The organism is Streptomyces sp. NPDC046712, assembly GCF_040645695.1.
Taxonomy (GTDB): Bacteria; Actinomycetota; Actinomycetes; order Streptomycetales; family Streptomycetaceae; genus Streptomyces.
Window position 1 is genome coordinate 46,598 of record NZ_JBEYYW010000031.1, and the last position, 22,719, is coordinate 69,316.

Here is a 22,719-nt window from a genome sequence, read left to right on the forward strand (position 1 = left end):
GTAGGTACAGAAGGCTTCGGATGCTCGGGAGCAGCCGGCGGCACGGCCCGTACTCCCCGTGGCGTACGGACGAAGCCGCTGACCGTACGACGACCCGGACCCCCTCCGCGGGCGAGTCTCGAAGCATCGACACACGCACGAGGAGCTGAGACACATGAACACACTCGCCCACGCCGGCCCCGGCCCCTGGGTCCTGTTCTTCCCCCTCGTCTGGGCGGCCGTGATCGTCACCGTGATCACCGTCCTGCGCCGCACCGGATGGCGCGGCCGTCGCGGCGCCGGCCCCCGCCCCGCCTACGACGAGCAGTCCCCGATCGCGCTCCTCGGCCACCGTTTCGCGGCCGGTGAGATCGACGAGGACGAGTACTGGCGCCGGCTGACCGTCCTGGAGGAGCAGTTCGGCCGCACCGCCGGGCCCAAGGGGCGTGCGGCATGAGCACCACCACCACCGCCGCGGCCGCCCGCACCGCCGCCCGCGTCGTCGACGCCGTGAAGGTCTACGGCGTCGGCGACACCGAGGTCAGGGCCCTGGACGGGGTGAGCGTCGACTTCCCGGCCGGCCGCTTCACCGCGATCATGGGCCCCTCCGGGTCCGGCAAGTCCACCCTCATGCACTGCGCCGCCGGACTCGACACCCTCACCTCCGGCGCGGCCCTCATCGGCGACACGGACCTCTCCGTCCTCGACGACCGGCGGCTGACGCTACTGCGCCGCGAGCGGATCGGCTTCGTCTTCCAGGCGTTCAACCTGCTGCCGACCCTCACCGTCGCCGAGAACATCACCCTGCCCCTGGACCTCGCCGGAACCGCCCCCGACCGCGCATGGCTCGACGCCCTGATCGACACCGTCGGCCTGCGCGACCGGCTCCACCACCGGCCGAGCCAGCTCTCCGGCGGCCAGCAGCAACGCGTCGCCGTCGCCCGCGCCTTCGCCGGCGCCCCCGACGTCGTCTTCGCCGACGAGCCCACCGGCAACCTCGACTCACGCTCGGGCGAGGAGGTGCTGCGACTGCTCGGCCGGACCGTGCGGCACACCGGCCGTACGGTCGTCATGGTCACCCACGACCCGGTCGCCGCCGCCCACGCGGACGAGGTGGTCTTCCTCGCCGACGGCCGGCTCGTCGACCGGATGACGGAGCCGACCGCCGAGCGTGTCCTCGACCGGATGAAGGCGTTCGACACCAGGTCCGCGAGGCAGGAGGCGGTGACGTCATGAGCGCCGCCCGAGCCTCCCTGAAGCTGAGCCTCTCCGGACTGCGCGCCCACAAGCGGCGCTTCGTCGGCACCTTCACCGCCATCCTGCTCGGGGTCGCCTTCCTGACCGGCACCCTCGTCATGGGCGACACCCTGCGCGCGAGCTTCGACTCGCTCTTCGGCAACGCGAGCAGCGGGACGGACGCCGTCGTCCGCAGCACGAGCGTGGTCACCGTCGAGGGCGAGAGCCAGGGCACCCGCAGGCCCGTCGACGCCTCCCTCGCCGACGAGATCGCCACGGTGCCCGTCGTCGCCGCGGTCGTCCCCCGGATCGAGGGCGCCGGGCAGCTCGTCGGCGCCGACGGCGAACCGATCGGCGGACAGGGCCCGCCCACCCTCGCCGGCAACTGGATCGAGGACGCGGAACTCAACCCGTACGCCCTGGCCGAAGGCCGCGCCCCGGAGAGGTCCGGTGAGGTCGTCGTCAATCGCGGCGCGGCGAAGACGGGCGAGCTGGCCGTCGGCGACACCACGGTCCTGCGCACCCCCGACCCGGTGAAGGTCACCGTCGTCGGACTCGCCACCTTCGGCGGCGAGGACGGCATGGGCCAGGTCACGTACACCGGGATGACCCGCGCCGACGCCGAGAAGTACCTCACGCCGAAGCCCGGAGACGCGGCGGGCATCCTCGTCCGCGCCGGGCCCGGCACCTCGCAGCAGGAACTGGTCGACGCGCTGGCACCCGTACTCCCCGCGGGCGTCGAGGCGATCAGCGGAGAGCAGTCCGCCGCGGAGAACACCGAGATGATCTCCGGGCAGTTCCTGACGCTCTTCACCACCTTCCTGCTGGTGTTCAGCGGGGTCGCCCTGCTCGTCTCCGTCTTCTCGATCCACAACACCTTCGCCATCGTGGTCGCCCAGCGAACCCGTGAGAACGCGCTCCTGCGCGCGCTCGGCGCCACCCGCCGCCAGGTCGTCGGCTCGACGCTCGTCGAGGCCGTGGCCGTCGGACTCGTCGCCTCCGCGGCCGGTCTCCTCGGCGGCATCGGCGTGGCGGCCGGGCTCCAGGCACTCTTCCCGGCGATCGGCTTCCCGTTCCCCGAGGGCGCCCTCGTGATCAGCGGCCTGTCGATGGCGCTGCCGTTCGCCGTCGGACTCCTCGTCTGCGTCGGCTCGGCCCTGCTGCCGGCCGTGAAGGCGGGACGCACGGCTCCCCTCGCCGCGCTGCGCGAGACCGCGGTGGACGAGTCGGGCGCCTCGCGCACACGCGTCCTGGCCGGCTCCGGTCTGCTGCTCGCCGCGGTCGCGGTCGTCCTCACGGGCGTCCTCGCCACGCCGTCGCTGTGGCTCGCGTCCGCCGGGGCGGTGCTCGCGCTCGCCGCGTTCGTCGTCCTCGGCCCGGTGGCCTCCTCGTACGCGGTACGGATCCTCGGCGGCCCGTTGCGCGGGGCGAACCGCGGACTCGCGCGCCGCAACGCGTTGCGCAGCCCCAAGCGGACCGCCGCCACGGCCACCGCGCTGATGATCGGCGTCGCCGTCGTCTCGCTGTTCACCGTTTTCGGCGCCTCGCTGAAGGCGACGATGGACCAGACGGTCTCGCGTTCGTTCGCCGGTGACGTGGCCGTCAGCACGCCGTCGTTCGGCGCCGGCGGCAGCGGGCTCAGCCCCCGGCTCGCACCGGCGCTCGCCGCCCTGCCCGAGGTGGAGACCGCCGTCGGTCTCGGCCAGGGCGTCGCGGAGATCGACGGCGAGGGACGCGCGCTGACCGTCACCGACCCGGCCGCGCTCGCCCGCTCCTTCGACCTCGGAGAGGTCCAGGGGTCGCTGGACGGCCTCGGCGTCGACGGCATCGCCGTCGCGGACACCGAGGCGGCGAAGTCCGGCCTGAAGCCGGGCGGCACGACCGAGCTGGCCTTCACCGACGGCAGCCGGCACACCTTCACCGTCAAGGCCGTCTACCAGCAGTCCGAGCTGGCCGGCGACTATGTCGTCAGCCGCGAGGCATGGGCCCCGCACCGCGCGCAGGACTCCGACACGCTCGTCGCCGTGACCTTCCGGGACGGCGTCTCCGCCGACGCGGGCAAGGCCGCGGTCGAGGACGTCGCCGAGCGGTACGGCAACCCCGACGTGCAGACCCGCGACGAGTACGCGGCGTCCTCGGCGGGCGGCATCGACATGATGCTCACGCTCGTCTACGCCCTGCTCGCGCTGGCCGTCCTGATCGCCCTGCTCGGCATCGCCAACACGCTGACCCTCGCGGTCCACGAGCGCACCCGCGAACTCGGCCTCCTGCGCGCCGTCGGCCAGACCCGGGCGCAGCTGAAGGCCATGGTCCGCTGGGAGTCCGTCCTGGTCGCGGCCTTCGGCACGGCCGGCGGTCTCGTGCTCGGCGCCTTCCTCGGCTGGGTGCTGGTCACGGCGTCCGACGGAGCGAGCGACAGCGCGTTCGCCTTCGCCGTACCGCCGCTGCAGCTCGGCCTCGTGGCGCTGGTCGGCCTGACGGCGGGCGCCGTGGCCGCCTGGCGCCCGGCGAGGCGGGCGGCCCGACTGGACGTCCTGCGGGCGATCGCGACGGAATGACGCCGCACCGGATCACGTATGTCGGACGCTGGATTTCGGATGCCGTATCCGAGATCTGTGACCTGCGCGCCCCGCCGCCGCCCCGCTCAGCCCGCAGATGCCGTATCCGACATCTGTGACCTGCGCGCCCCCGCCCGGCCGCCCCGCTCAGCCCGCCAGGACCGAGCGGGCGACCGCCGGGGCGCGGGCGGGCTCCGGCGGGGTCCCGAAGGGGACGCCCTCCAGGCTTGTGCCGTGCGCGCCGCGGAAGCGGGTGTGGCCGACGAAGGGGCCGTCGGTGGTCGCACCGTAGACGGCGTGCGAGCGCGAGGGGACGGCCACCGCGGGTGTCGGCGCCGGGAGGGTGAACCACACGACCTTCCCGGTCTCGCCGTGCGGGCGGATGCCCCAGCTCTCGCTGACCGCCTCGATGATGGCCAGACCACGGCCCGAGGTGGCCAACTCGTCGGTGTCGAAGCAGTCCTGGGACCTCGCGGCCCCCGCCCCGCCGACGACGACCGGTATCCGGGGGTCGTGGTCGTGGACCGAGACCGTGAGGCGGTCGAGCAGCAGCTCGATCTCGACGGTGCACATCTTGTCCGGCTGTGCGTGCCGGTGAACATTGGTCAGCAGCTCGGTCACGCCGAGCGCCGCATGGTCGATCAACGCATCGAGATGCCAGTAGCGCAGATGCGCCGATACGATTCTGCGGACCTGACCGATCCGCGACGGCAGGGCCTGGAGCTCCACCGTGCAGTGCCTGCTTGGCTCGCTGATCACGGCTGCGACTCCCCGAAGTAGGTCCGGAAGAAGACGAAGATTCGGATCTGTCATGCGGTACAGCAGGGCGGCGGGCTGGATCACAGCGTCACCGCCGGTAAACCCTCGGTGAGGTGGTTCCAGCGTGAACCAGTGGTGACCGGCTCGCAACTCGCGGCGACCCGCCGCAGGTCACCGGCGTGTCACCCGTTCATGGCCATGCGTCTACCGGCCTTTGGCCGCCCTCTTGAGCGCTTCGAGGAAGCGTCCGGGGCCCGTCGCCCGGTCCTGCGGCTTCTCCATGGTCAGGCGGTAGCGCGTCCCGTTGACCGTCGCCACCGTCTCGTCCGGCTTTGCGAACCATGGGCGTCCCGCGCGGACGGAGTCCACCGGGGCGCTGTCGATCTCACTGCCGTAACTGGTCAGCAGTGACAGCCGGCCGTCCTCGATCCGGACCTCGCCCGCCCGGGTCAGTGAGCGGGGCCAGCGCTCGATCCGTACGCCCGTGGCCGTGAACTCAGGCTCCGTCATATCGCTCCGCCCCCTTCGCACCGGTTGCTCCGACCAGTGTGCCCGGCGGGCGGCAGCCGCACCAGAGGCCCCCTCTGCAAGGGACTCCTATGGACCCCCAAAGTGAACGTTTGTGCAGGTGAGGGAGTTATCGTGACCAGTGGGGACCGTCGGGGGAACGATGAGGAGAGGGACGCATGAGCACCACGGAGAGCACCGCGCCACAGGCCGCGGTCACGATCGACGTCGATCGCAGCGACCCGGCGTACCGTGCCTGGCTCAAGGAAGCCGTCCGCAAGGTCCAGGCCGACGCCAACCGCTCCGCCGACACCCACCTGCTGCGCTTCCCTCTCCCGGAGAAGTGGGGCATCGACCTCTACCTCAAGGACGAGTCGACCCATCCCACCGGCAGCCTGAAGCACCGCCTCGCCCGCTCTCTCTTCCTCTACGGCCTCTGCAACGGCTGGATCCGGCCCGGCAAGCCCGTCATCGAGGCGTCCAGCGGCTCGACGGCCGTCTCCGAGGCGTACTTCGCCAAGCTGATCGGCGTGCCCTTCATCGCCGTGATGCCGCGGACCACCAGCCCGGAGAAGTGCCGCCTGATCGAGTTCCACGGCGGGCAGTGCCACTTCGTCGACGACTCGCGCAAGATGTACGAGGAGTCCGCGGCCCTCGCCGAGCGGACCGGCGGGCACTACATGGACCAGTTCACCTATGCCGAGCGGGCCACCGACTGGCGGGGCAACAACAACATCGCCGAGTCGATGTACCAGCAGCTGAGGCTGGAGCGCTACCCCGAGCCCACCTGGATCGTCGCCACCGCGGGCACCGGTGGCACCTCCGCGACCATCGCGCGCTATGTGCACTACATGCAGCACGACACCCGGATCTGTGTCGCCGACCCCGAGAACTCCTGCTTCTTCGACGGCTGGACGAACAACGACCCGTTCGCGACCTCCGACTGCGGCTCGCGTATCGAGGGCATCGGCCGGCCCCGCATGGAGCCGAGCTTCGTGCCCGGAGCCATCGACCGGATGATGAAGGTCCCGGACGCCGCCAGCGTCGCCGCCGTCCGCGCCCTGGAGACCGCGATCGGCCGCAAGGCGGGCGGCTCCACCGGCACCGGGCTGTGGAGCGCGCTGAAGATCGTCGCCGAGATGGTCGAGCAGGGCCGTACCGGCAGCGTCGTGACCCTGATCTGCGACCCGGGCGACCGCTACCTCGACAAGTACTACTCCGACGCCTGGCTGGCCGAGCAGGGCCTGGACATCGCGCCCTACGCCGCCGCTATCGACCAGTTCCTGGAGACGGGTGCCTGGCCGGAGTGAGCCTGCGGTCCAGGCGGCGCATGGCGTCGCGGAAGGACTTCCCGACGCCGGGGCGGGCCAGGCGCATGGCGAACAGGCAGGGCGGGGCGCCGTCGACCGCCATCGTCCAGCGGACCCGGGTACCCGGGCCGGCGGGGGAGAGCGCCCACTCCTCCAGCATGGCGCTCACGCCCGGTGCGTTGGTCTCGTCTATCCGGTAGGCATAGCGGGTGTCCGGCTCGTTGGCCACGATCGTCTCCTGGAACACGATCCCGCCCCGCAGCCGCACCGTCCGGCCGGCGCCGTCCTCGGTCGGCGTCGCGGAGGTCACCGCCGTGAACCAGGCGGGCATGGAACCGAGCTCCACCGCCAGCGAACGGTGAACCGCGGAGGGCGGGGCCGCCACGTCCGCCGTGAACACCAGGCGTACGGGCGCGGACATGGCGAAGTCGAGCTCCACGAGCCTGAGTCGGCGTGGCATGTACCGAACCTCCGGAGGGCGGGGCTGGGGGATGTCCGACGGATCAGGGCCGGACGGCCCCCGGGGCGCGCTCACGATAGCTGACACAACGTCAGCTGCCCAGGAGTCCGTCCATCGCCCGGCCGAACAACCGTCGCCCGGCGAGAGCGAGTACGGGGTCGAGTACGGCCGGAACCCCGCGTACCCGCAGCTCCTCCACCCACACCGCGCGGGAGCCGCCGCCCGGCGTCCCGTACACCTCGATCACGGCCCGGCCGAGCACCACACGGCCCCGCTTCTCCAGCCGGCAGGTGCCGGGCCGCCCGGGCGCCGGGGGCTCCCAGCCGACGACCTCCATCGGGTCGTCGACGGCCAGCCGCCCGATGCCGGTACGGGCCACGAACCGGGTTCCCACGCCCGTGGGTCCGGGGGAGAGCAGCCGGGTCCTGGTCAGCGGCACCAGGCGGCCGTGCGCGCGGAAGTCGGTGAGCCGCCGCCACACCTCCTCGGCCGGCAGGGCCGAGGTGCGCTCGACGCGGAAGAGGCTCACACCTCGTCGCCCTCGCCCTCGTCCTCGCCCGCCACCACCAGGCCCGGCAGCTGCTCCGCCATCTCCGCCCGGGTCTGCGCCGACAGACCCGCGTCCGTCACCAGCGTGTCCACCTCGTCGAGCCGGGCGAACGAACTCAGGCCCACCGTCCCCCACTTGGTGTGGTCCGCGACCACCACCACCCGACGGGCGGAACGCATCAGACGCCGGTTCGTCTCCGCCTCCGCGAGGTTCGGGGTCGAGAGCCCCGCCTCCACCGAGATCCCGTGCACCCCGAGGAACAGCACGTCGTAGTGGAGCGAACGGATCGCCTGGTCGGCCACCGGCCCCACCAGCGCGTCCGACGGGGTCCGCACCCCGCCCGTGAGCACCACGGTCGCCGCACCGGGCCGCGTCTCGCCGCTCGCCGAGCCGGCGTGGCGCGCCGTGTGGAAGACATCGGCGACCCGCACCGAATTGGTCACCACCGTCAGGTCCGGCACATCCAGGAGATGGCCCGCCAGGGCGAACGTCGTCGTGCCGCCCGACAGGGCGATCGCCGAGCCGGGCGCGACCATCCGCGCCGCCGTCCGGGCGATGTCCTCCTTCGCGCCCAGTTCGAGCGTGGACTTGGCCTCGAACCCCGGCTCGTGCGAACTCGTCTCCACCACCGGAACCGCGCCGCCGTGCACCTTCTCGACGACACCCTGGCGGGCCAGCGCGTCCAGGTCCCGGCGGACCGTCATGTCCGAGACATTGAGCCGCCTGGTCAGCTCGTTGACCCGTACACCACCGCGTCGCCGAACCTCGTCCAGAATGAGGGCGCGCCGCTGCTCCGCGAGGAGATTCTGATGGTCGCTCACCACCGGGGCCGTTCCTTCCGAAGGGGACTGGGGGATTGCCGTCGGATTCGGTGAGAGGCCGTGCACACGCGCACGGCCTTCCGCGATCCTGTTGCCTGTCGTCGAATCCTCCCACCCAGAGAGCGAGACACCGAAGTGTCCCCTGCCACACCTGACCCGAAGAGCGGAGGCGCGGCCCTCGAACTCCTCGTCCACGGTGTCGGCGGAGCCACGCCGCAGGACATGCTGGGGGATCCCCGTACGGTCCGGGTCACCGGCGACACCACCGCCGCCATGCACCGGCGCACGGACGACCTCGACGCGGAGGACCACCCCGAGCGCTACGCCGAACGGCCGGTCCCCGAGGCGTACTGCTGGTCCAACCTCACCTCCGGCAACGGCGCCCGCGCCCTGTGGCTGTTGCTCCTGCCCTTCATGGTCGCCAACCTCGCCCACTGGATGCGCCCGCCGGCCAAGGGACACCCCCGTCTCGTCCGGCTGTACGGGACGCTGGTGCGGCTCGTGGCCCTCACCCTCACCGTGCTGCTCACCGCCGCCGCCTGCGAGGTCGCGCTCGATCTGACGGCCTGGCAGTGCGCCGGCTCGGCCTCCTGCGCGGAGGACCGCTCCTGGCTCGGCTTCCTCTCGGCCGAGCGAGGCGGCTGGTGGTCCCAGCCCGGCCGCCGCCTCGCGCTCGCCGCCGTGGTCCCGGCCGCGCTCGTGGGGCTGCTCTGGTACCTCTCCAACCGGACATGGAGCGCGTACGAGGCCCAGCGCCCGCCCACGGGATACGACGACGCGCCCGAGGTGCCGGCGGACACCGAGCCGGTGGAATCCGAGCCCCTGGAATCCGGGACCGCCGACACCGAGCCCGCGGAGGCGGCGGACACCGAGAGCGCCGACTCCGCAGACTTCGCCGAACTCCGCCCCGCCCTCGGCCGTCCCGGCTTCTGGTACGGCCGCCGCCTCGTCGCCCGGCTACGCGCCGCCCACACCGCCGCGGGCTTCCTCACCGTCGCCGCGGCCCTCACCGGTGCCGCCGCCCGCCACGACCGGCGGGCGTCCGACGCACCGCCCGAAGCGTTCGGCTGGGCCCTTCAGAGCGCCTTCGTCGTCCTCGCCGCCGTCGTCCTCTGGGTCGTCTGCCGCCGCGGGCGCAGCGAGAAGCGTCTCGACCTGCGGCTCGAACGGGCCCTGGTCTCCTGGCTGCCCGGCGCCTCGCTCGTCCTGCTGGCCCTCGCCGCTCTCCACGCCGGCTGGTCCCGCCCCGACTGGCGCTCCGCCGGCACCCTGCCCGGCGACGCCACCTTCGGCGTCCTGACCCTGACGCAGGGCGGACTCGTCGTCGCCCTCGGCGTGGTCGCCCTCCTGCTGCACCATCCCCACCGCGAGCCGCGCACCGCCCTGTACGGCCTCGGCGGCCCCGCCGTCGCCATGCTCGCCTGCGCGCTGGGCGGAGTGATGTCCGGCGGTGTCGCCCAGCGCGTCGCCGACTGGCTGGACGGGCCCGGCACCCCCGGCATGGGAGCGGGCTCCGCCATCGCCCCGCCGGTGCTGCTGAGCTGGCAGGCCTCCGTCATCCCCGTCCTGCTCCTGATGCTGCTCGCCCCGGTCGTCTTCCTCGCCGTACGGACCGCCCGCGCGGCCCGCCGGCTCGGGCCCGTCGTCGAGGCCGAGTACGGAGCGGAGGACCCCGACCCGTTCCGTACCGCACGGATCGCCGCCGGCCGGGCCACGGCCCGGCTCACGGACGCCGCCCCCGGCTTCGTCGGGATCGTCTCCGGCGCCACCCTGCTGCTCGGCGCCGGTTCGGTCGCCGGGGCCTGGGCCAGTGGGAACGTGCCCGGCCGGGCCTTCGAGGGCGCCCACCCCGCGATCGCCTCCGCCGCCGACACGGCCCAGTCCCTCGGCTCCTGGATGATCGGCTTCGGGTTCCTGCTCTTCGTCACCTGGGGCCGCCGCGCCTACAAGGACGCCTCGGCCCGCCGCACCATCGGCATCCTCTGGGACGTCGGCACCTTCTGGCCGCGCGCCGCGCACCCCTTCGCCCCGCCCTGCTACGCCGAACGTGCCGTCCCCGACCTCACCTGGCGGATGAGCTCCTGGACCCGGCACACCGGCGGCCGGCTGGTCATCTCCGGCCACTCCCAGGGCAGCGTGCTGGCCGCGGCGGCCGTCTGGCAGCTGCCGCCGGCGACCCGCGGACGGGTGGCGCTGCTGACCTACGGCTCCCCGCTGGAGCGGCTCTACGGGCGCTGGTTCCCCGCCTACTTCGGCCCGGGACCGCTGCGCGCGCTGCACCGCACGGTCCACTGCTGGAGCAACCTCTACCGCGCCACCGACCCGATAGGCGGGCCGGTCCGGGTGCCTGCCGAGGGCGACAAGCCGGCCGTCGACCGTGCCGCGCTGCTCGACCCGCTCGTCTACGGCCGCACCCACGAGCACCCGCTGCCGGAACCGATCCTGGGCCACTCCGACTACCAGGCCGACCCCGTGTTCGCCGCCGAGCGGTCCGTACTCCTCGACCGGTTGCCGCCCGCCCTGCCCCGCCAGCGCGGCGGCGAAGGCGACACGAACGAGCAGGCGGATCAGGGGAGTTCGGGCAGGTCCTCCGGGTAGAGCAGGGTCAGGTCGTCCGTGCTCACCTCGGTGAGCACGGCGACCCGTCCGGCGTGCCGCTCCACCATCGACTCGAACGTCTGCCGCGCGGTACGGCCGTTGCCGAACGCCGGCCCCTTCGGGAGTTCGGTGAAGTACTTCCGCAGCGCCTCGTCCGTGCCCGGGGCGAGCCGGTACTCGTGCTCGTCCGCCTGCTGCTCCACGATCCGCAGCAGCTCGTCCGGCACGTAGTCACTGAAGCTGATGGTCCGTGAGAAACGGGACGCCACACCGGGGTTGACCGTCAGGAAGCGATCCATCTCCGCCGTGTAACCGGCGACGATCACCACCACCGCGTCCCGGTGGTCCTCCATGAGCTTCACCAGCGTGTCGATCGCCTCGCGCCCGAAGTCCCGGCCGGAGTCCTCCGGCGACAGCGCGTACGCCTCGTCGACGAACAGCACGCCACCGCGCGCCCGGTCGAAGGCCTCCTGCGTCCGGATCGCCGTCGAACCGATGTGCTCGCCCACCAGGTCGACGCGGGACACCTCGACCAGATGCCCGCGTTCCAGGACACCCAACGAGGCGAGGATCTCGCCGTAGAGCCGGGCGACGGTCGTCTTGCCCGTACCCGGGTTGCCCGTGAACACCAGATGGCGGCGCACCGAAGCCGCCTTGAGACCGGCCTCCTGCCGCCTGCGCCCGACCTCGATCATGTTGGTGAGCGTGCGCACCTCGTGCTTGACGCTCTCCAGGCCCACCAGCGCGTCCAGTTCACCGAGGACGTCCTGCGAGGAGCGCGCCTCGGGCGCCGGCTCGGGGACGGCCGCGGCCGCGGGGACGACGGGGGAGCGCGGCGCGGGAACGGTGCCCAGCAGCCCCGCCGACTGCGTCGCCGTCAGTACGGTCCCGGCTTCCGGGGCCGGAGCCGTACGCACCCCGCTCTCGTCGCTCGTGCACTCCTCCACCACCGGGCCCTCGTCGGGGAACTCGTACCCGCCGCGCGCGCAGCGCTCCGTACGGCACTTGCGCAGCGTCGTGCGGCAGCCGTCCATCACATGGAAGCCGTAGCCGCCGCTCCCGGTCACCCGGCAGCCGTGGAACGAGCCGCGCCCCTCGGCGGAGACGTAGAACCCGGCCTCGGCGGGCGAGGTGACCGTGCACCGTTCGATCGTAGGGTCGGCGCCCTTGGTGACGATCACGCCCGTCTGCACGGCGTCGATGGTGCAGCCGCCGAGCGTCCCGCCGCTGCCGTGGTCCCGGAACCAGGCACCCGTGGACGCCTCTCTGATCCGGCAGTCGTCGAGCTGTGCGGTCGCGCCGTCGCTGACCGACACCGCCGTGTTCCGCACCTGCGACAGATCGCTGTCCACGACGTCCGCGCGTGAGCCCCGGTCCAGGACGAACAGCGCGTCCGGCACGTTGTGCACCCGGCACGCGTCGAGGACGGCGGTCGCCCCGTCGCTGATCCAGACCGCCGGGTAGTCGCCCGTACTGTCGTGGATCTCGCACTGGTTGGCGTCCACCCGGGTGCCCGGGTCCCACACCGAGAGCCCGTTGCGACCGAACCGGCGCACGGTCGAACGCGTCAGCGTCAGCACGGAGCGCGAGCGCAGGTCGACCGCGTTCTCGGGGATGTCGTGGATGTCGCAGTCGGAGAGGGTGAGGACCGCGTCCGTGTCGAGCGTGATGCCGTCGGCCGAGGTGCGGTGCACGGAGGAGTCGGTCAGATGCGCGGTCGCGCGGGCCGCGATCTGCAGACCGGTGCCCTTGATCTCGTACACCTCGCAGCCGATGCCCTCAAGACCGCTGCCCTCGCCGTTGACCGTGATCCCGGCCCCCGAGGCGTGATGGACCCGGCAGCGCTCCAGGCGTGGATGGGCGCCGCCGCGCACGGAGACCCCGGACTGCCCGGCCGAGACGATCTCGCACTCCTCGAACACCCCGCCCGCGCCGTCGAGTACGGCGATGCCGACGCCCGCCGGATTGTCGACGGTGCAGCGCCGGACGGTGGGGCGGGCGGCTCCCCGGACCTCGAGCCCGGCGGCCGAACGGGTCACGATCCGCAGATCGAGCAGCTCCGGGGTGCCGTCCTCGACGAGCAGCGCGGGGGCGGCGGTGTCCTGCCCCTCCACGTGCAGATCCTGCACGGTCGCGGAGGCCCGCACGGTCAGCGGTACGCCGTCCACCGGGGCGATCCGGACCGAGCCGACCCCGCCCTCGGGACCGCGCAGTGTGACGGCCCGTTGGATGACGAGGTTCTCCCGGTAGGTGCCGGGCGCGACGGTGAGGACGTCGCCGTCCCCCGCCGCCTCCAGGGCTGCGGCAAGGGAGGCGTACTCACCCGTGCGGCGCCGCCACCGCGAAGTGCCGGTGTGCGTCACCTGGACCGTGCCCTGTGCCATGGGTGTGCTCTGCCCCCGCCTCATGCGTCGCTGCTGATCCGATGCCCCACCGTAGCGCGCGCGAGGACGCCGGGTTGACGAGATCGGGGCTGCCCGGCGGCTCTTGACCGGGGCCCCTCGACGCCTGTCCGCCCCTGATTCGCCGGACACGCCCTAGCTGCCCGCGCCCGTACGCCCCCAGTCGGGGCCGGCCTTGGCCCACGCGCGGTCGAGGCGTTCGTACCGCCGGTGTACCAGTCGTCGTACGACCAGCCGCCTGGCCGCCTCGACGAAGACGCCGGCCAGGGCCGCCGTGAGCAGCCCGACGGCGATCGCGTGGCCGTGCGCGGTCTCCGGCCGCATGGGCGCGGCGACCGGGCGTCCGTCGCGGTCCGTCCAGAGCCGGAAGGAGGCGCCCGGTTCCGCGAGTTCGCGCCGGGCGGCCACCGTGCCCGTGCGCGACGAGCCGTCCGGCGCCGTCCAGCGCGCCACGACGGCGCGGCGGACCGGCTGTTCGCCCGAGGAATCGGGGCTCGTGAGTCCCGGCGCCGGGGTGTCGGCGAGCCGGACGACCACGGCCGTCGTGGGCTGGCGCAGCCGGTACTGGGCCTGGACCGAGCGCTGGAGGGAGGCGTCGGTGCGCGCCCCGGAGATCCAGCCGGCCGCCGGCACGGCGAGCACGAGCAGGACCACGGCCGTGAGCGCGACCCACGCCTCGACGAGATCCGTGGTCCGGCGCAGGGGGTTGTGCCGCCAGCGCCAGACTCCGGTGGCTGCCCGCACGCCTCGCACCCCCTCGTAGTCCGTGGCTCTCTCAACGAGTCTGCCCCGGGGGAGGGTTCCCCGCCTGTCGGGACGGGGAAGTGTGACGCGTGCGCGCGGCGGGCGACGGCGCTCCCTAGTCGAGGATCTTGACCTCGTCGCCCACCCGGATGGTGCCGGTGTGCTCGGGAACGAGGTTCTGGCCGAAGATCAGCCGGCTGCCGTCCTTGCGGTGCCGGGCGAGCGTACGCAGCGGCTCCTTGCCGCGCTGGGCGGTGGTCTGGTCGGTGGTGGTCACGACACAGCGGCCGCAGGACCTCGCGACCCGGAAGGTGACCTCCCCGATGGCGAGCCGGGTCCAGCCGTCCTCGGCCCAGGGCGCGGTTCCGTCGACGACCACGTTCGGGCGGAAACGGTTCATGGGCAGCGGGCCCTCGTCGGCGTGATCGCCCTGGGCGATCAGCGAGTTGAGGGCGTCGAGGGAGGCGGTCGTGGTGGCCAGGAGCGGATAGCCGTCGGCGAAGCTCACCGTCTCGCCCGGCAGCGCGTACTCGGGGTTGATCGGACGCCGGTGCGCCGGCTCGTCCATGTGGACGAGCCGGACCTCCGTCTCCAGATACTCGCTGAACCACGCGTCGGCCGCGGGATCGGCCGGGACCGCCTCCACCGGAGTCTCGAAGACCTCCACCCGGATCGTGGACGACGGTCGCGGCACCGCGATCGACAGCGCGGGGCGGCCGGACGCGGACACCCTGATGCCGCCGTCCGGCAGCGGTTCGGCCGAGGCCAACGCCATCTGCGGATGACGGCGTTGGGTCACGACCTTGCCCGACGTGTCCACGACGGTCCAGCGGCGGTCCCCTGCCAGTCCCCATGGCTGGACCTCCGCCTCGGCGGGCGCGTACCCACGCATCGCCTTGACCGGGTGGACATGGACGGAGCGCAGACGAGGATTCGACATGTCGTCAATCCTGCCAGCCGCTCCGTACACGGAGTCGGTCAGTACCCCTGGCCCTGGTACGGGCGGTTGTAGGGGTCCTGGTACTGCGCGGGCGCCGGGGCGGGCCGTGCGGCCGCCGGGCGCATCGCCTCGTACCCCGTGGCCACGGGACGCTGCGGCTGCTGGGGCTGGACGCCCGGGTAGCCACGCGGGCCGACGGGCTGCTGCGGGATGTAGGGCGCCGGAGCGTGCTGCAGCGGCACGGGGGCCATCTGCTGCTGCATCTGCTGCGGATAGCCGTACGAACCCCCGCCGCTGTAGGCCGGGGCGGGCTGGCTGGGTGCCGCCGGGAGGGCGGGCAGGGCCGCGGGCAACGCCGGCAGGTAGCTGTTGCCGGTGTCGTACGCGGAAGGCACTCGGATCGGGGCGATCTGAGGCGTGCCCCGCTCAGCGACCAGGGAGTCGTAGATCGGGGTGTCGGGGAACGACGGCGCGGTGTAGTAACCGCCTCCGTAGGTGGAGCGGGGGGAGGTCATGGCACATAAGTTAAGCCCACGATGTGCTGGTTGGGGAGCCCGATAAGAGGGTTGTTTGACGGGTTCTGAGTGACCGTCGATCCTTAATCCGATCGAACGTGACAAAAACGGTCGCGCTGAAGGCCGCCGACGGGCCGCTGATCTTGAAAAGGCGAGCTGAGAAGGGGTTACCCACGGGTCGCCCCGGGCGCGTCGATGTGCCCGGCATTAGGTTGACGTAAAGAAATCTTGATAGCCGGGAGCCGTGATGGGGGCGAGCATGTCCATGCTTAAAGGGGCCAATGTTCCGGTGCCGGCGCGCGGCGTGCGCGTGGAATTGGGCTGGCGTTCAGGTGCTGGGGTGCCGGACGTGGACGCCTCCGCGCTACTCCTCGTGTCGGGGAAAGTGCGCTCCGACGCCGACTTCGTTTTCTACAACCAGCCCGCGCATGCCTCGGGGGCGGTGCGGCACGAGGGAAAGGCGCGCCCCGGCGGCCCCGAAGGCGCCGTGACGGACACGCTCGTGGTCGACCTGGAACGGGTGGAACCCGCCGTCGAACGGATCGTCCTGGCGGCTTCGGCCGACGGCGGTGACTTCGGCCGGGTGCCCGGTCTGTACGTCCGCGTGACGGACGCGGCCGGCGGGGCGGAGCTCGCGCGCTACGACAGCACGGACGCGACCGTCGAGACGGCCTTCCTCCTCGGGGAGCTCTACCGGCGCCAGGGCGCCTGGAAGTTCCGGGCGGTGGGGCAGGGCTACAGCTCGGGCCTGGCAGGTCTGGCCACGGACTTCGGCATCACCGTGGACGAGCCGCAGCGACCCGCGGCACCGGCCACGACGGCCCCGGCCACCGCCGCGGCCCGAGCACAGCCGGCCCCGGCCGCCCGTGCGACCCCGGCACGGCCGGTCACGGCGACCGCTGCGACGCGCAGCACAGCCGGCCCCGGCCACCCGTGCGACCCCGGCCCAGGCATCTCCCCCTCCGGCGCCTCCCGCCTCGCCCCCGCAGCCGGTGCGGCTCACGAAAGTCACCCTCACGAAGGAATCCCCGACGGTCTCCCTCGCCAAGCAGGGCGGCTCCTCCGGCGCCATGCGCGTGAACCTCAACTGGCAGGTGCGCAAGCAGTTCACCGGCTGGGCCGCCAAGCTCGGCAACGCCGTAGCCCAGCACGCCGACCTCGACCTCGACCTGTGCGCCCTGTACGAGCTGACCGACGGCCGCAAGGGCGTGGTCCAGTCGCTCGGCAACGCCTTCGGCTCGCTGCACCGGGCCCCGTACATCCAGCTCGACGGCGACGACCGCACCGGAGCCCTCGCTTCCGGCGAGAACCTCACCATCAACCTCGACCACAAGGACAAGCTCCGTCGCGTCCTCGTCTTCGTCACCATCTACGAAGGCGCCCGTAGCTTCGCCGATCTGCACGCCTCCGTCACCCTCCAGCCGCAGCACGGCGCGGCCGTCGACTTCTCCCTCGACGACTGCACCGTTCCCTCCACCGTCTGCGCGCTCGCCCTCCTCACCCAGGAGAACGGCGACCTGGTCGTCCGGCGGGAGGCCCGCTATCTCGTACCGCAGCGCGGAGTCAGCCCGCAGCGGACCGTCGACCAGGCCTACGGCTGGGGCATGGACTGGACTCCGGGACGGAAGTGACTCACCGGTCGGGTGCGGCCTCGGGACGGGCATAGGTCCGTCCCTTCCAGGCGGCGCCCCGGCCCCGGTAGTGCTGCACCGCCGAATCCACCGTCATGAGGAGATAGAGCAGGGCGGTGAAGGGGAGCGTGGGCGCGAGCCAGAGCGGCTGGCGGTAGTAGCGGAGCATCGGAAGGTACGTCCCCGCCATCACCGCCCACGCGAGCCCACCCGCCCAGCCGGCGACCGCGTCCCCGCCGAACAGCCCGGCCGCCACGGCGACCGGGGGAGCCAGATAGACGACGGCGAGCCCGGCGACCGTCCCCGCCAGCACGAGCGGGTTGTGCCGCAGCTGGGCGTACGCACTGCGCGAGACCATCCGCCACAGGTCGGCGAGGTGCGGGTACGGACGGACGGAGTCCACCCGCTCGGCGAGCCCCAGCCAGATCCGCCCACCGGACCGCCGCACCGCCCGCGCCAGCGACACGTCGTCGATCACCGCCTGCCGGATCGACTCGGGCACCTGCGCCCGCTCGGCCGTCTCCGTCCGCAGCAGCACACAGCCCCCGGCCGCCGCCGTCGCGAGGGGACGGCTTCGGTTGATCCAGCGGAACGGATACAGCTGGGAGAAGAAGTACACGAACGCGGGCACGACCAGCCGCTCCCAGAAGCTCGCCACCCGGAGCCGGGCCATCTGGGACACCAGGTCGAGATCGCAACCGACGGCCGCGGCCACGAGGCGGCGCAGACTGTCCGGCTCATGGGCGATGTCGGCGTCCGTCAGGAGCAGGAACTCCGGGCCACGCGCGCGTGCCAGGCCGATGCCGTGGCGCAGCGCCCACAGCTTCCCCGTCCAGCCGGGCTCGGGCTCGCCCGGCGAGGCGACGGTCAGCGGCAGCCCGCCGTACCGCACGGCCAGCTCACCGGCGAGCTTCCCGGTGCCGTCCGCGCTGCCGTCGTCGACGAGCACGATCTCCGCCTCGCCCGGATAGTCCTGCGAGAGCAGCGACGGCAGGCTCAGCGGAAGCACCTCCGCCTCGTCCCGCGCCGGTACGACGATCGCCACCCTGGGCCAGCCGGCGGCTTCCACGCGTGCGTGCCCGCCCGGCAGGCGTCGATCGGGTAGGCGTCGATCGGGTAGGCGTGGAGCCGGCCGGGGCTGTTCCGGCAGGCGTTGATCGGTACGCCAGAAGAACCCCTGACCAAGCAACAGCCACCCCCAGGCGGCCAGCGAACCCATGGCGATCCAGGCAATGGCGCTCATTCGCCGCAGTCTGCCCCAGATCGGCGGCGACGCAAGGGTGGTGGGCTAGGGTGACCGGGTGAAGATCGCGCTCATGGACTCCGGAATCGGCCTGCTCCCGGCAGCGGCCGCGGTTCGCCGACTGCGGCCCGACGCGGACCTGGTCCTCTCCTCCGACCCCGACGGGATGCCCTGGGGCCCTCGGACGACCGAGGACCTCACCGAGCGCGCCCTGGCCGTCGCGCGGGCCGCCGCGGCGCACGAGCCCGAAGCGCTGATCGTCGGCTGCAACACCGCCACGGTGCACGCCCTGCCCGCGCTGCGGGAGGCGCTGGAGCCCCGTATCCCGGTGATCGGCACGGTCCCCGCGATCAAGCCCGCTGCCTCGAATGGCGGAAAGGTCGCCATCTGGGCGACCCCGGCCACCACCGGCAGCCCGTACCAGCGCGGCCTGATCCGCGATTTCGCCGACGGCGCCGAGGTCACCGAGGTGCCCTGCCCCGGACTCGCCGACGCGGTGGAGCAGGCGGACGCGGACGCCGTCGAGCGGGCCGTGGCGGCCGCCGCCGCCCTCACCCCGCGCGACGTACGGGCCCTGGTACTCGGGTGCACCCACTACGAACTGGTCGCCGAGCGGATCCGCGCGGCGGTGCAGTCCGCCGACCTGCCGCCGGTCGTTTTCCACGGCTCCGCGGGGGCAGTCGCGGCACAGGCGCTCCGTCGGATCGGCATCGAGCCCGCGCCCACCGCGGCCCCGACCGGCGGCCTGACCGTGCTGCTGAGCGGCCGGACCTCGGATCTGCCGGCTGCCGCCCTGAGCTATGCGGAAGGCCGCCTGCTCCGGGCCGCGGCGCCGGCCCGCTGACGGACCGCCGTCCGGCGTCGACAGGGCGCCGCATGAGCGGAACGTGAGTAGGCTGCCCCGCATGAGGGACCATCCCCGACATCCCCGACATCCCCGCCACCTGGGCGCCGAGCCGCTGCCCGAGGTGTGGATCGGCCGCGCCACCAACCGGATGCAGTGGGTGGCGGCGGTCGCCGGCGCCGCCTGTATGGCGCTGGGCATCACGATCGCGGTCGAATCGCCGTGGACCTCCGGTATCGCGGCCCTGCTGATGGCCGTGATCGGTTGTGTCGCCGCGGGCCTGCTCGTGCTGTTCGGAACGCTCGCCTTCGTGCACGTCGAGGTCAAGGTGGACAACCAGGCCATGGAGGTCCGCTGCGGCCACATCGGCCTGCCACGCTGCCGCATCCTGCTCTCCCAGGTGATCGGCGCCGACTACGTCCCGAAGGTCACCCCCCACGAATGGGGCGGCTGGGGCTACCGCTGGCGGCCCGAGAAGGGCAAGGGGGTCATCGTCCGCCGCGGCGAGGCCCTGATCCTGAGGCTCGACGACGGCCGGACGTTCACGGTCACGGTCGACGACGCCGAGTTCGGTGTCCGCGTCATTCGCGACCGGCTGCGTCCCCCGACACCGACCGGTCCGACCAGCGCCTGAGGACGATGGCGCACGACGGGAGCGTGGACCGGTCGTATCGCCGGTCGCCGGTCGCCGGTCGCCGGTCGCCGGTCCCGAGTCGCCGGCCGTCAGTCGTCGGTGGGCGCCGGGGCGGTACGGGCCGTCGCCAGCCCCGCCAGCAGACCGGCGCCCGCGGTCACCGGGGTGAAGCTCAGCGCGTTGCCGACCGTCGCGAGCGCCGCGAGTGCCGTCAGGGTGGCCGCCGCCGTCAGGACCACCACCGTCCGCCGGGGCGAGGCCCACAGTCCGCACAGCAGCCAGCCGTAGGCCGCACCCAGCAGCACGACCCCCGGTACCCCCTGCTCCGCCGCCTGCTGGAGCGGGGCCGAATGCGGCTTGCCGTCGGCGTACAGCGTCTCCCGGGCGGTGGGGCTCAGTGCGCCGAAGCGCTCCGGGCCGACCCCGAGCAGCGGGTTCTCCCCGGCCAGGGAGACCGCGTCCTGCCAGAGCAGCACGCGGTGCCGGGTCAGCTGGCCCTCCAGGGAGACCGTGAGCCCCTCGGGGAGCCGCTCCTCCGCCACGGCCCAGGAGGCACCTACGACCAGCCCCGTCGCCAGCGCGAGCCCCGCGAGTCCGAGCAGCCGCCGCCGCATCCGTACCGCCGCCAGGGAACAGAGCAGGACGCCGAGGGCCGCGACGAAACCCACCACCGAGCCAAGGACCAGGGCCACGCCCGCCACCGCGAGGGCGAGTACCCGCAGCAGGAGCCTGCCCGGTACGGAGCCGGCTGCCGAGGCCGCGCAGCAGGCCGCACCCGCGGCCAGCACGAGCAGCGCCGCGGCGGCACCCGTATGACCGGGTGGCACGGAACCGGCGGGGGTGGCGCCCGGGACGCCCGGTCCGGAGGCCAGGGCGAGGCCGAGCGCGGCGAGGGACGCGGCCGCCGCGGCGGCGACGGGGAGCAGGGTGCCGGTGATACGGCCGCAGGCGTAGCCGGCGGCGAGCGCGAGGACGGCGAGGAGAATCCCCTCGGGCCGGGCGTCCCGTCCGGTGGCGGTGACGAGCGACCACAGCACGCAGGCACCGAGAATCAGCACCCCGGCGACATCCGGTGCCCGCCCACGCTCACGCACGGCGGCCCGCTCAGCCGCAGGTGCAGCCATCCCCGTTCGACCCCCCGCTCCGTCTGGCCGACACCGTAACGGGGTGGCGGGAGTTTGGGGAGCGAAAAGCGCAGGAACGTTGCAGCAGAGGTGAGGGAACGGTGACGATGACGCTGTCCCGCCATGCTCGGCCCGTGCCCGGCCCCGTGCGCGGCTTCGTGGGCGGGTCGCCCCGACCGGGCTCCTCCGGCCCCGGGTACGCGCCGTAGACTCCGCAAGGTGAGCACCACGATCACTCCCGTCGACGCCCCAGGACCCGCCGCCGCCCCCGAGCCCGGTCCGTCCGGCCTGCGGCGCCTCGTACGGCCGGGAGCGGCCGTGCTGTCGGGGGTGCTGCTCTTCCTGAGCTTCCCGCCCCGCCCGCTCTGGTGGCTCGCGCTGCCCGCCTTCGGCCTGCTCGGCTGGACCCTGCACGGCCGGCGCCCGCGTGCCGGGTTCGGCCTCGGCTACCTCGCCGGACTCGGCTTCCTGCTGCCCCTGCTGATCTGGACCGGATCCGAGGTCGGCCGGTTCCCGTGGATCGCGCTCTCCGCCATCGAGGCCCTGTTCATCGCCGCCGCCGGTCTCGGCATCGCGGTCGTCTCCCGGCTCCCCGGCTGGCCGGTGTTCGCCGCCGCGGTGTGGATCCTCGCCGAGGCGGCACGCGCGCGTGCCCCCTTCGGCGGCTTCCCCTGGGGCAAGATCGCCTTCGGGCAGGCCGACGGAGTCTTCCTGCCCCTCGCGGCCGTCGGAGGCACCCCGGTGCTCGGCTTCGCCGTCGCGCTCTGCGGTTTCGGACTGTACGAGGTGATCCGCCAGGTCAACGCCTACCGCGCCACCGGTGTCGTCCCGCGCGGCCCGCTCGCCGCTGCCGCGCTCACCGTCCTCGTCCCGGTCACCGGCGCCCTCGCCGCCCTGCCGCTCGTCGACGACTCGGCGGAGGACGGCACCGCGACCGTCGCCGCCGTCCAGGGCAACGTGCCCCGCCTCGGCCTCGACTTCAACGCACAGCGCAGGGCCGTCCTCGACAACCATGTGGCCCGCACCAAGGAGCTCGCCGAGGACGTCGCGGAGAAGCGGAAACCCCAGCCCGACTTCGTCCTGTGGCCGGAGAACTCCTCCGACATCGACCCGTACGCCAACCTCGACGCGGCCGAGGCCATCGACGGTGCCGTGCGGAAGATCGGCGTGCCGACCGTGATCGGCGCCGTCATCGCCCCGGAGACGGGCAAGCTGCGCAACACCCTGATCGAGTGGGACCCGGCGAAGGGCCCCGTCACGACGTACGACAAGCGGCACGTCCAGCCCTTCGGCGAGTACATTCCGATGCGGTCCTTCGTACGCATCTTCAACAGCAACGTGGACCGCGTCAGCCGCGACTTCGGCCCGGGGAACAAGGTCGGTGTCTTCGACCTCGCCGGCACCAAGGTCGGCCTGGCGACCTGCTACGAGGCGGCGTTCGACTGGGCCGTGCGGGACACCGTCACCCACGGCGCCCAGCTGATCTCCGTACCGAGCAACAACGCCACCTTCGGCCGCAGCGAGATGACCTACCAGCAGCTCGCCATGTCACGGGTGCGCGCGGTCGAGCACAGCCGCTCCGTCGTCGTACCGGTCACCAGCGGGGTCAGCGCGATCATCCGGCCGGACGGCGAGATCGTGGCCGAGACGAAGATGTTCACCCCTGACGTCCTGGTGGAGAAGGTGCCGCTGCGCTCCTCGCTCACGCCCGCGACGCGCATGGGCACCCTGCCCGAGGCGCTCCTGGTCGGCGTCGCGGTCGCCGGACTCGGCTGGTCGGCGGTGCGCTCCGTCCGTGCCCGCCGGAGCCCGGGGGCCTGACGGCTCCGGCTGCCCGTGAGTTCTTGATCCAACGGGGCTTAGG

Annotated in this window: 19 protein-coding genes and 1 pseudogene; 9 read left to right on the forward strand and 11 right to left on the reverse strand. The window is 73.1% G+C overall.

What is annotated here, in order from left to right:
- Positions 1-154 precede the first annotated feature (154 nt).
- From ABZ939_RS31120 to ABZ939_RS31130, 3 genes are read left to right on the forward strand one after another with little or no spacing between them, the layout of a single operon-like run.
- Positions 155-436, forward strand: coding sequence for an SHOCT domain-containing protein (locus ABZ939_RS31120; RefSeq protein WP_361862528.1), 282 nt, complete (start codon positions 155-157; stop codon positions 434-436).
- Entirely contained in the window at positions 433-1,215 is a 783-nt protein-coding gene (locus ABZ939_RS31125; RefSeq protein ID WP_361862531.1) for an ABC transporter ATP-binding protein, read from the forward strand. The genes ABZ939_RS31120 and ABZ939_RS31125 overlap by 4 nt, the downstream gene beginning before the upstream one ends.
- The gene (locus ABZ939_RS31130; protein WP_361862534.1) at positions 1,212-3,773 is read left to right on the forward strand and encodes an ABC transporter permease; all 2,562 of its coding nucleotides are present in this window, start codon (positions 1,212-1,214) and stop codon (positions 3,771-3,773) included. The genes ABZ939_RS31125 and ABZ939_RS31130 overlap by 4 nt, the downstream gene beginning before the upstream one ends.
- Positions 3,774-3,920: 147 nt before the next feature.
- Here the strand turns inward: ABZ939_RS31130 and ABZ939_RS31135 are convergent, their stop codons facing one another.
- Entirely contained in the window at positions 3,921-4,532 is a 612-nt protein-coding gene (locus tag ABZ939_RS31135; protein ID WP_361862537.1) for an ATP-binding protein, read from the reverse strand.
- 204 nt (positions 4,533-4,736) lie between these two features.
- Positions 4,737-5,042 carry a hypothetical protein gene (locus ABZ939_RS31140; RefSeq protein ID WP_361862540.1) on the reverse strand — a complete coding sequence of 102 codons (306 nt, stop codon included), beginning with the start codon at positions 5,040-5,042 and terminating at the stop codon, positions 4,737-4,739.
- 176 nt (positions 5,043-5,218) lie between these two features.
- Between ABZ939_RS31140 and ABZ939_RS31145 the strand changes: the two genes are divergently transcribed.
- Positions 5,219-6,349, forward strand: coding sequence for a PLP-dependent cysteine synthase family protein (locus ABZ939_RS31145; protein WP_361862543.1), 1,131 nt, complete (start codon positions 5,219-5,221; stop codon positions 6,347-6,349).
- On the opposite strand, the gene ABZ939_RS31150 is transcribed toward ABZ939_RS31145, so the two are convergent.
- The 3 genes from ABZ939_RS31150 to ABZ939_RS31160 form a co-directional block, all read right to left on the reverse strand.
- Positions 6,309-6,809 (reverse strand): SRPBCC family protein, encoded by a 501-nt coding sequence (locus tag ABZ939_RS31150; RefSeq protein WP_361862546.1) that lies wholly within the window; start codon positions 6,807-6,809, stop codon positions 6,309-6,311. The genes ABZ939_RS31145 and ABZ939_RS31150 overlap by 41 nt on opposite strands.
- A 91-nt stretch (positions 6,810-6,900) precedes the next feature.
- On the reverse strand, positions 6,901-7,338 hold the full coding sequence (locus ABZ939_RS31155) for an SRPBCC family protein (RefSeq protein WP_361862549.1): 438 nt from the start codon (positions 7,336-7,338) through the stop codon (positions 6,901-6,903).
- Positions 7,335-8,180 carry a DeoR/GlpR family DNA-binding transcription regulator gene (locus ABZ939_RS31160; RefSeq protein WP_361862552.1) on the reverse strand — a complete coding sequence of 282 codons (846 nt, stop codon included), beginning with the start codon at positions 8,178-8,180 and terminating at the stop codon, positions 7,335-7,337. Before ABZ939_RS31160 ends, ABZ939_RS31155 begins: the two co-directional genes overlap by 4 nt.
- Positions 8,181-8,315: 135 nt before the next feature.
- Between ABZ939_RS31160 and ABZ939_RS31165 the strand changes: the two genes are divergently transcribed.
- Positions 8,316-10,778: a hypothetical protein gene (locus tag ABZ939_RS31165; protein WP_361862555.1), complete on the forward strand. Its 2,463-nt coding sequence runs from the start codon at positions 8,316-8,318 to the stop codon at positions 10,776-10,778.
- Here the strand turns inward: ABZ939_RS31165 and ABZ939_RS31170 are convergent.
- The 4 genes from ABZ939_RS31170 to ABZ939_RS31185 form a co-directional block, all read right to left on the reverse strand.
- Positions 10,748-13,162, reverse strand: coding sequence for a right-handed parallel beta-helix repeat-containing protein (locus ABZ939_RS31170; protein ID WP_361862557.1), 2,415 nt, complete (start codon positions 13,160-13,162; stop codon positions 10,748-10,750). The genes ABZ939_RS31165 and ABZ939_RS31170 overlap by 31 nt on opposite strands.
- A gap of 153 nt (positions 13,163-13,315) precedes the next feature.
- Positions 13,316-13,924, reverse strand: a complete 609-nt coding sequence (locus ABZ939_RS31175; protein ID WP_361862560.1) for a hypothetical protein — start codon at positions 13,922-13,924, stop codon at positions 13,316-13,318.
- A 115-nt stretch (positions 13,925-14,039) separates the two neighbouring features.
- Entirely contained in the window at positions 14,040-14,864 is an 825-nt protein-coding gene (locus ABZ939_RS31180) for an MOSC N-terminal beta barrel domain-containing protein (RefSeq protein WP_361862564.1), read from the reverse strand.
- 38 nt (positions 14,865-14,902) lie between these two features.
- Positions 14,903-15,379: a DUF6643 family protein gene (locus tag ABZ939_RS31185; protein ID WP_361862567.1), complete on the reverse strand. Its 477-nt coding sequence runs from the start codon at positions 15,377-15,379 to the stop codon at positions 14,903-14,905.
- A 247-nt stretch (positions 15,380-15,626) separates the two neighbouring features.
- Between ABZ939_RS31185 and ABZ939_RS31190 the strand changes: the two are divergent.
- Positions 15,627-17,010 (forward strand): annotated as a pseudogene (locus ABZ939_RS31190) (TerD family protein).
- 1 nt (position 17,011) lies between these two features.
- On the opposite strand, the gene ABZ939_RS31195 reads toward ABZ939_RS31190, so the two are convergent.
- Positions 17,012-18,253 (reverse strand): glycosyltransferase, encoded by a 1,242-nt coding sequence (locus ABZ939_RS31195; protein ID WP_361862570.1) that lies wholly within the window; start codon positions 18,251-18,253, stop codon positions 17,012-17,014.
- A gap of 58 nt (positions 18,254-18,311) precedes the next feature.
- On the opposite strand from ABZ939_RS31195, the gene ABZ939_RS31200 reads away from it, so the two are divergent.
- A complete protein-coding gene (locus ABZ939_RS31200) occupies positions 18,312-19,097 on the forward strand; it encodes an aspartate/glutamate racemase family protein (protein WP_361862573.1) in 786 nt (261 codons plus the stop codon).
- Positions 19,098-19,158: 61 nt separating this feature from the next.
- Positions 19,159-19,731: a hypothetical protein gene (locus tag ABZ939_RS31205; protein ID WP_361862576.1), complete on the forward strand. Its 573-nt coding sequence runs from the start codon at positions 19,159-19,161 to the stop codon at positions 19,729-19,731.
- An 89-nt stretch (positions 19,732-19,820) separates the two neighbouring features.
- Here the strand turns inward: ABZ939_RS31205 and ABZ939_RS31210 are convergent, their stop codons facing one another.
- Positions 19,821-20,855, reverse strand: a complete 1,035-nt coding sequence (locus ABZ939_RS31210) for an O-antigen ligase family protein (protein ID WP_361862579.1) — start codon at positions 20,853-20,855, stop codon at positions 19,821-19,823.
- Positions 20,856-21,074: 219 nt separating this feature from the next.
- Between ABZ939_RS31210 and lnt the strand changes: the two genes are divergently transcribed.
- Positions 21,075-22,676 (forward strand): apolipoprotein N-acyltransferase, encoded by a 1,602-nt coding sequence (gene lnt, locus ABZ939_RS31215; protein WP_361862582.1) that lies wholly within the window; start codon positions 21,075-21,077, stop codon positions 22,674-22,676.
- The last annotated feature ends 43 nt before the right edge of the window (positions 22,677-22,719 follow it).

Bases quoted from the DNA above. Each gene is read 5' to 3' on its own strand.
- ABZ939_RS31120 (WP_361862528.1), top strand. From the start codon at position 155: ATGAACACACTCGCCCACGCCGGCCCCGGCCCCTGGGTCCTGTTCTTC.
- ABZ939_RS31125 (WP_361862531.1), top strand. From the start codon at position 433: ATGAGCACCACCACCACCGCCGCGGCCGCCCGCACCGCCGCCCGCGTC.
- ABZ939_RS31130 (WP_361862534.1), top strand. From the start codon at position 1,212: ATGAGCGCCGCCCGAGCCTCCCTGAAGCTGAGCCTCTCCGGACTGCGC.
- ABZ939_RS31140 (WP_361862540.1), bottom strand. From the start codon at position 5,042: ATGACGGAGCCTGAGTTCACGGCCACGGGCGTACGGATCGAGCGCTGG.
- ABZ939_RS31145 (WP_361862543.1), top strand. From the start codon at position 5,219: ATGAGCACCACGGAGAGCACCGCGCCACAGGCCGCGGTCACGATCGAC.
- ABZ939_RS31150 (WP_361862546.1), bottom strand. From the start codon at position 6,809: ATGCCACGCCGACTCAGGCTCGTGGAGCTCGACTTCGCCATGTCCGCG.
- ABZ939_RS31170 (WP_361862557.1), bottom strand. From the start codon at position 13,162: ATGGCACAGGGCACGGTCCAGGTGACGCACACCGGCACTTCGCGGTGG.
- ABZ939_RS31180 (WP_361862564.1), bottom strand. From the start codon at position 14,864: ATGTCGAATCCTCGTCTGCGCTCCGTCCATGTCCACCCGGTCAAGGCG.
- ABZ939_RS31185 (WP_361862567.1), bottom strand. From the start codon at position 15,379: ATGACCTCCCCCCGCTCCACCTACGGAGGCGGTTACTACACCGCGCCG.
- ABZ939_RS31195 (WP_361862570.1), bottom strand. From the start codon at position 18,253: ATGAGCGCCATTGCCTGGATCGCCATGGGTTCGCTGGCCGCCTGGGGG.
- ABZ939_RS31205 (WP_361862576.1), top strand. From the start codon at position 19,159: ATGAGGGACCATCCCCGACATCCCCGACATCCCCGCCACCTGGGCGCC.
- ABZ939_RS31210 (WP_361862579.1), bottom strand. From the start codon at position 20,855: ATGGCTGCACCTGCGGCTGAGCGGGCCGCCGTGCGTGAGCGTGGGCGG.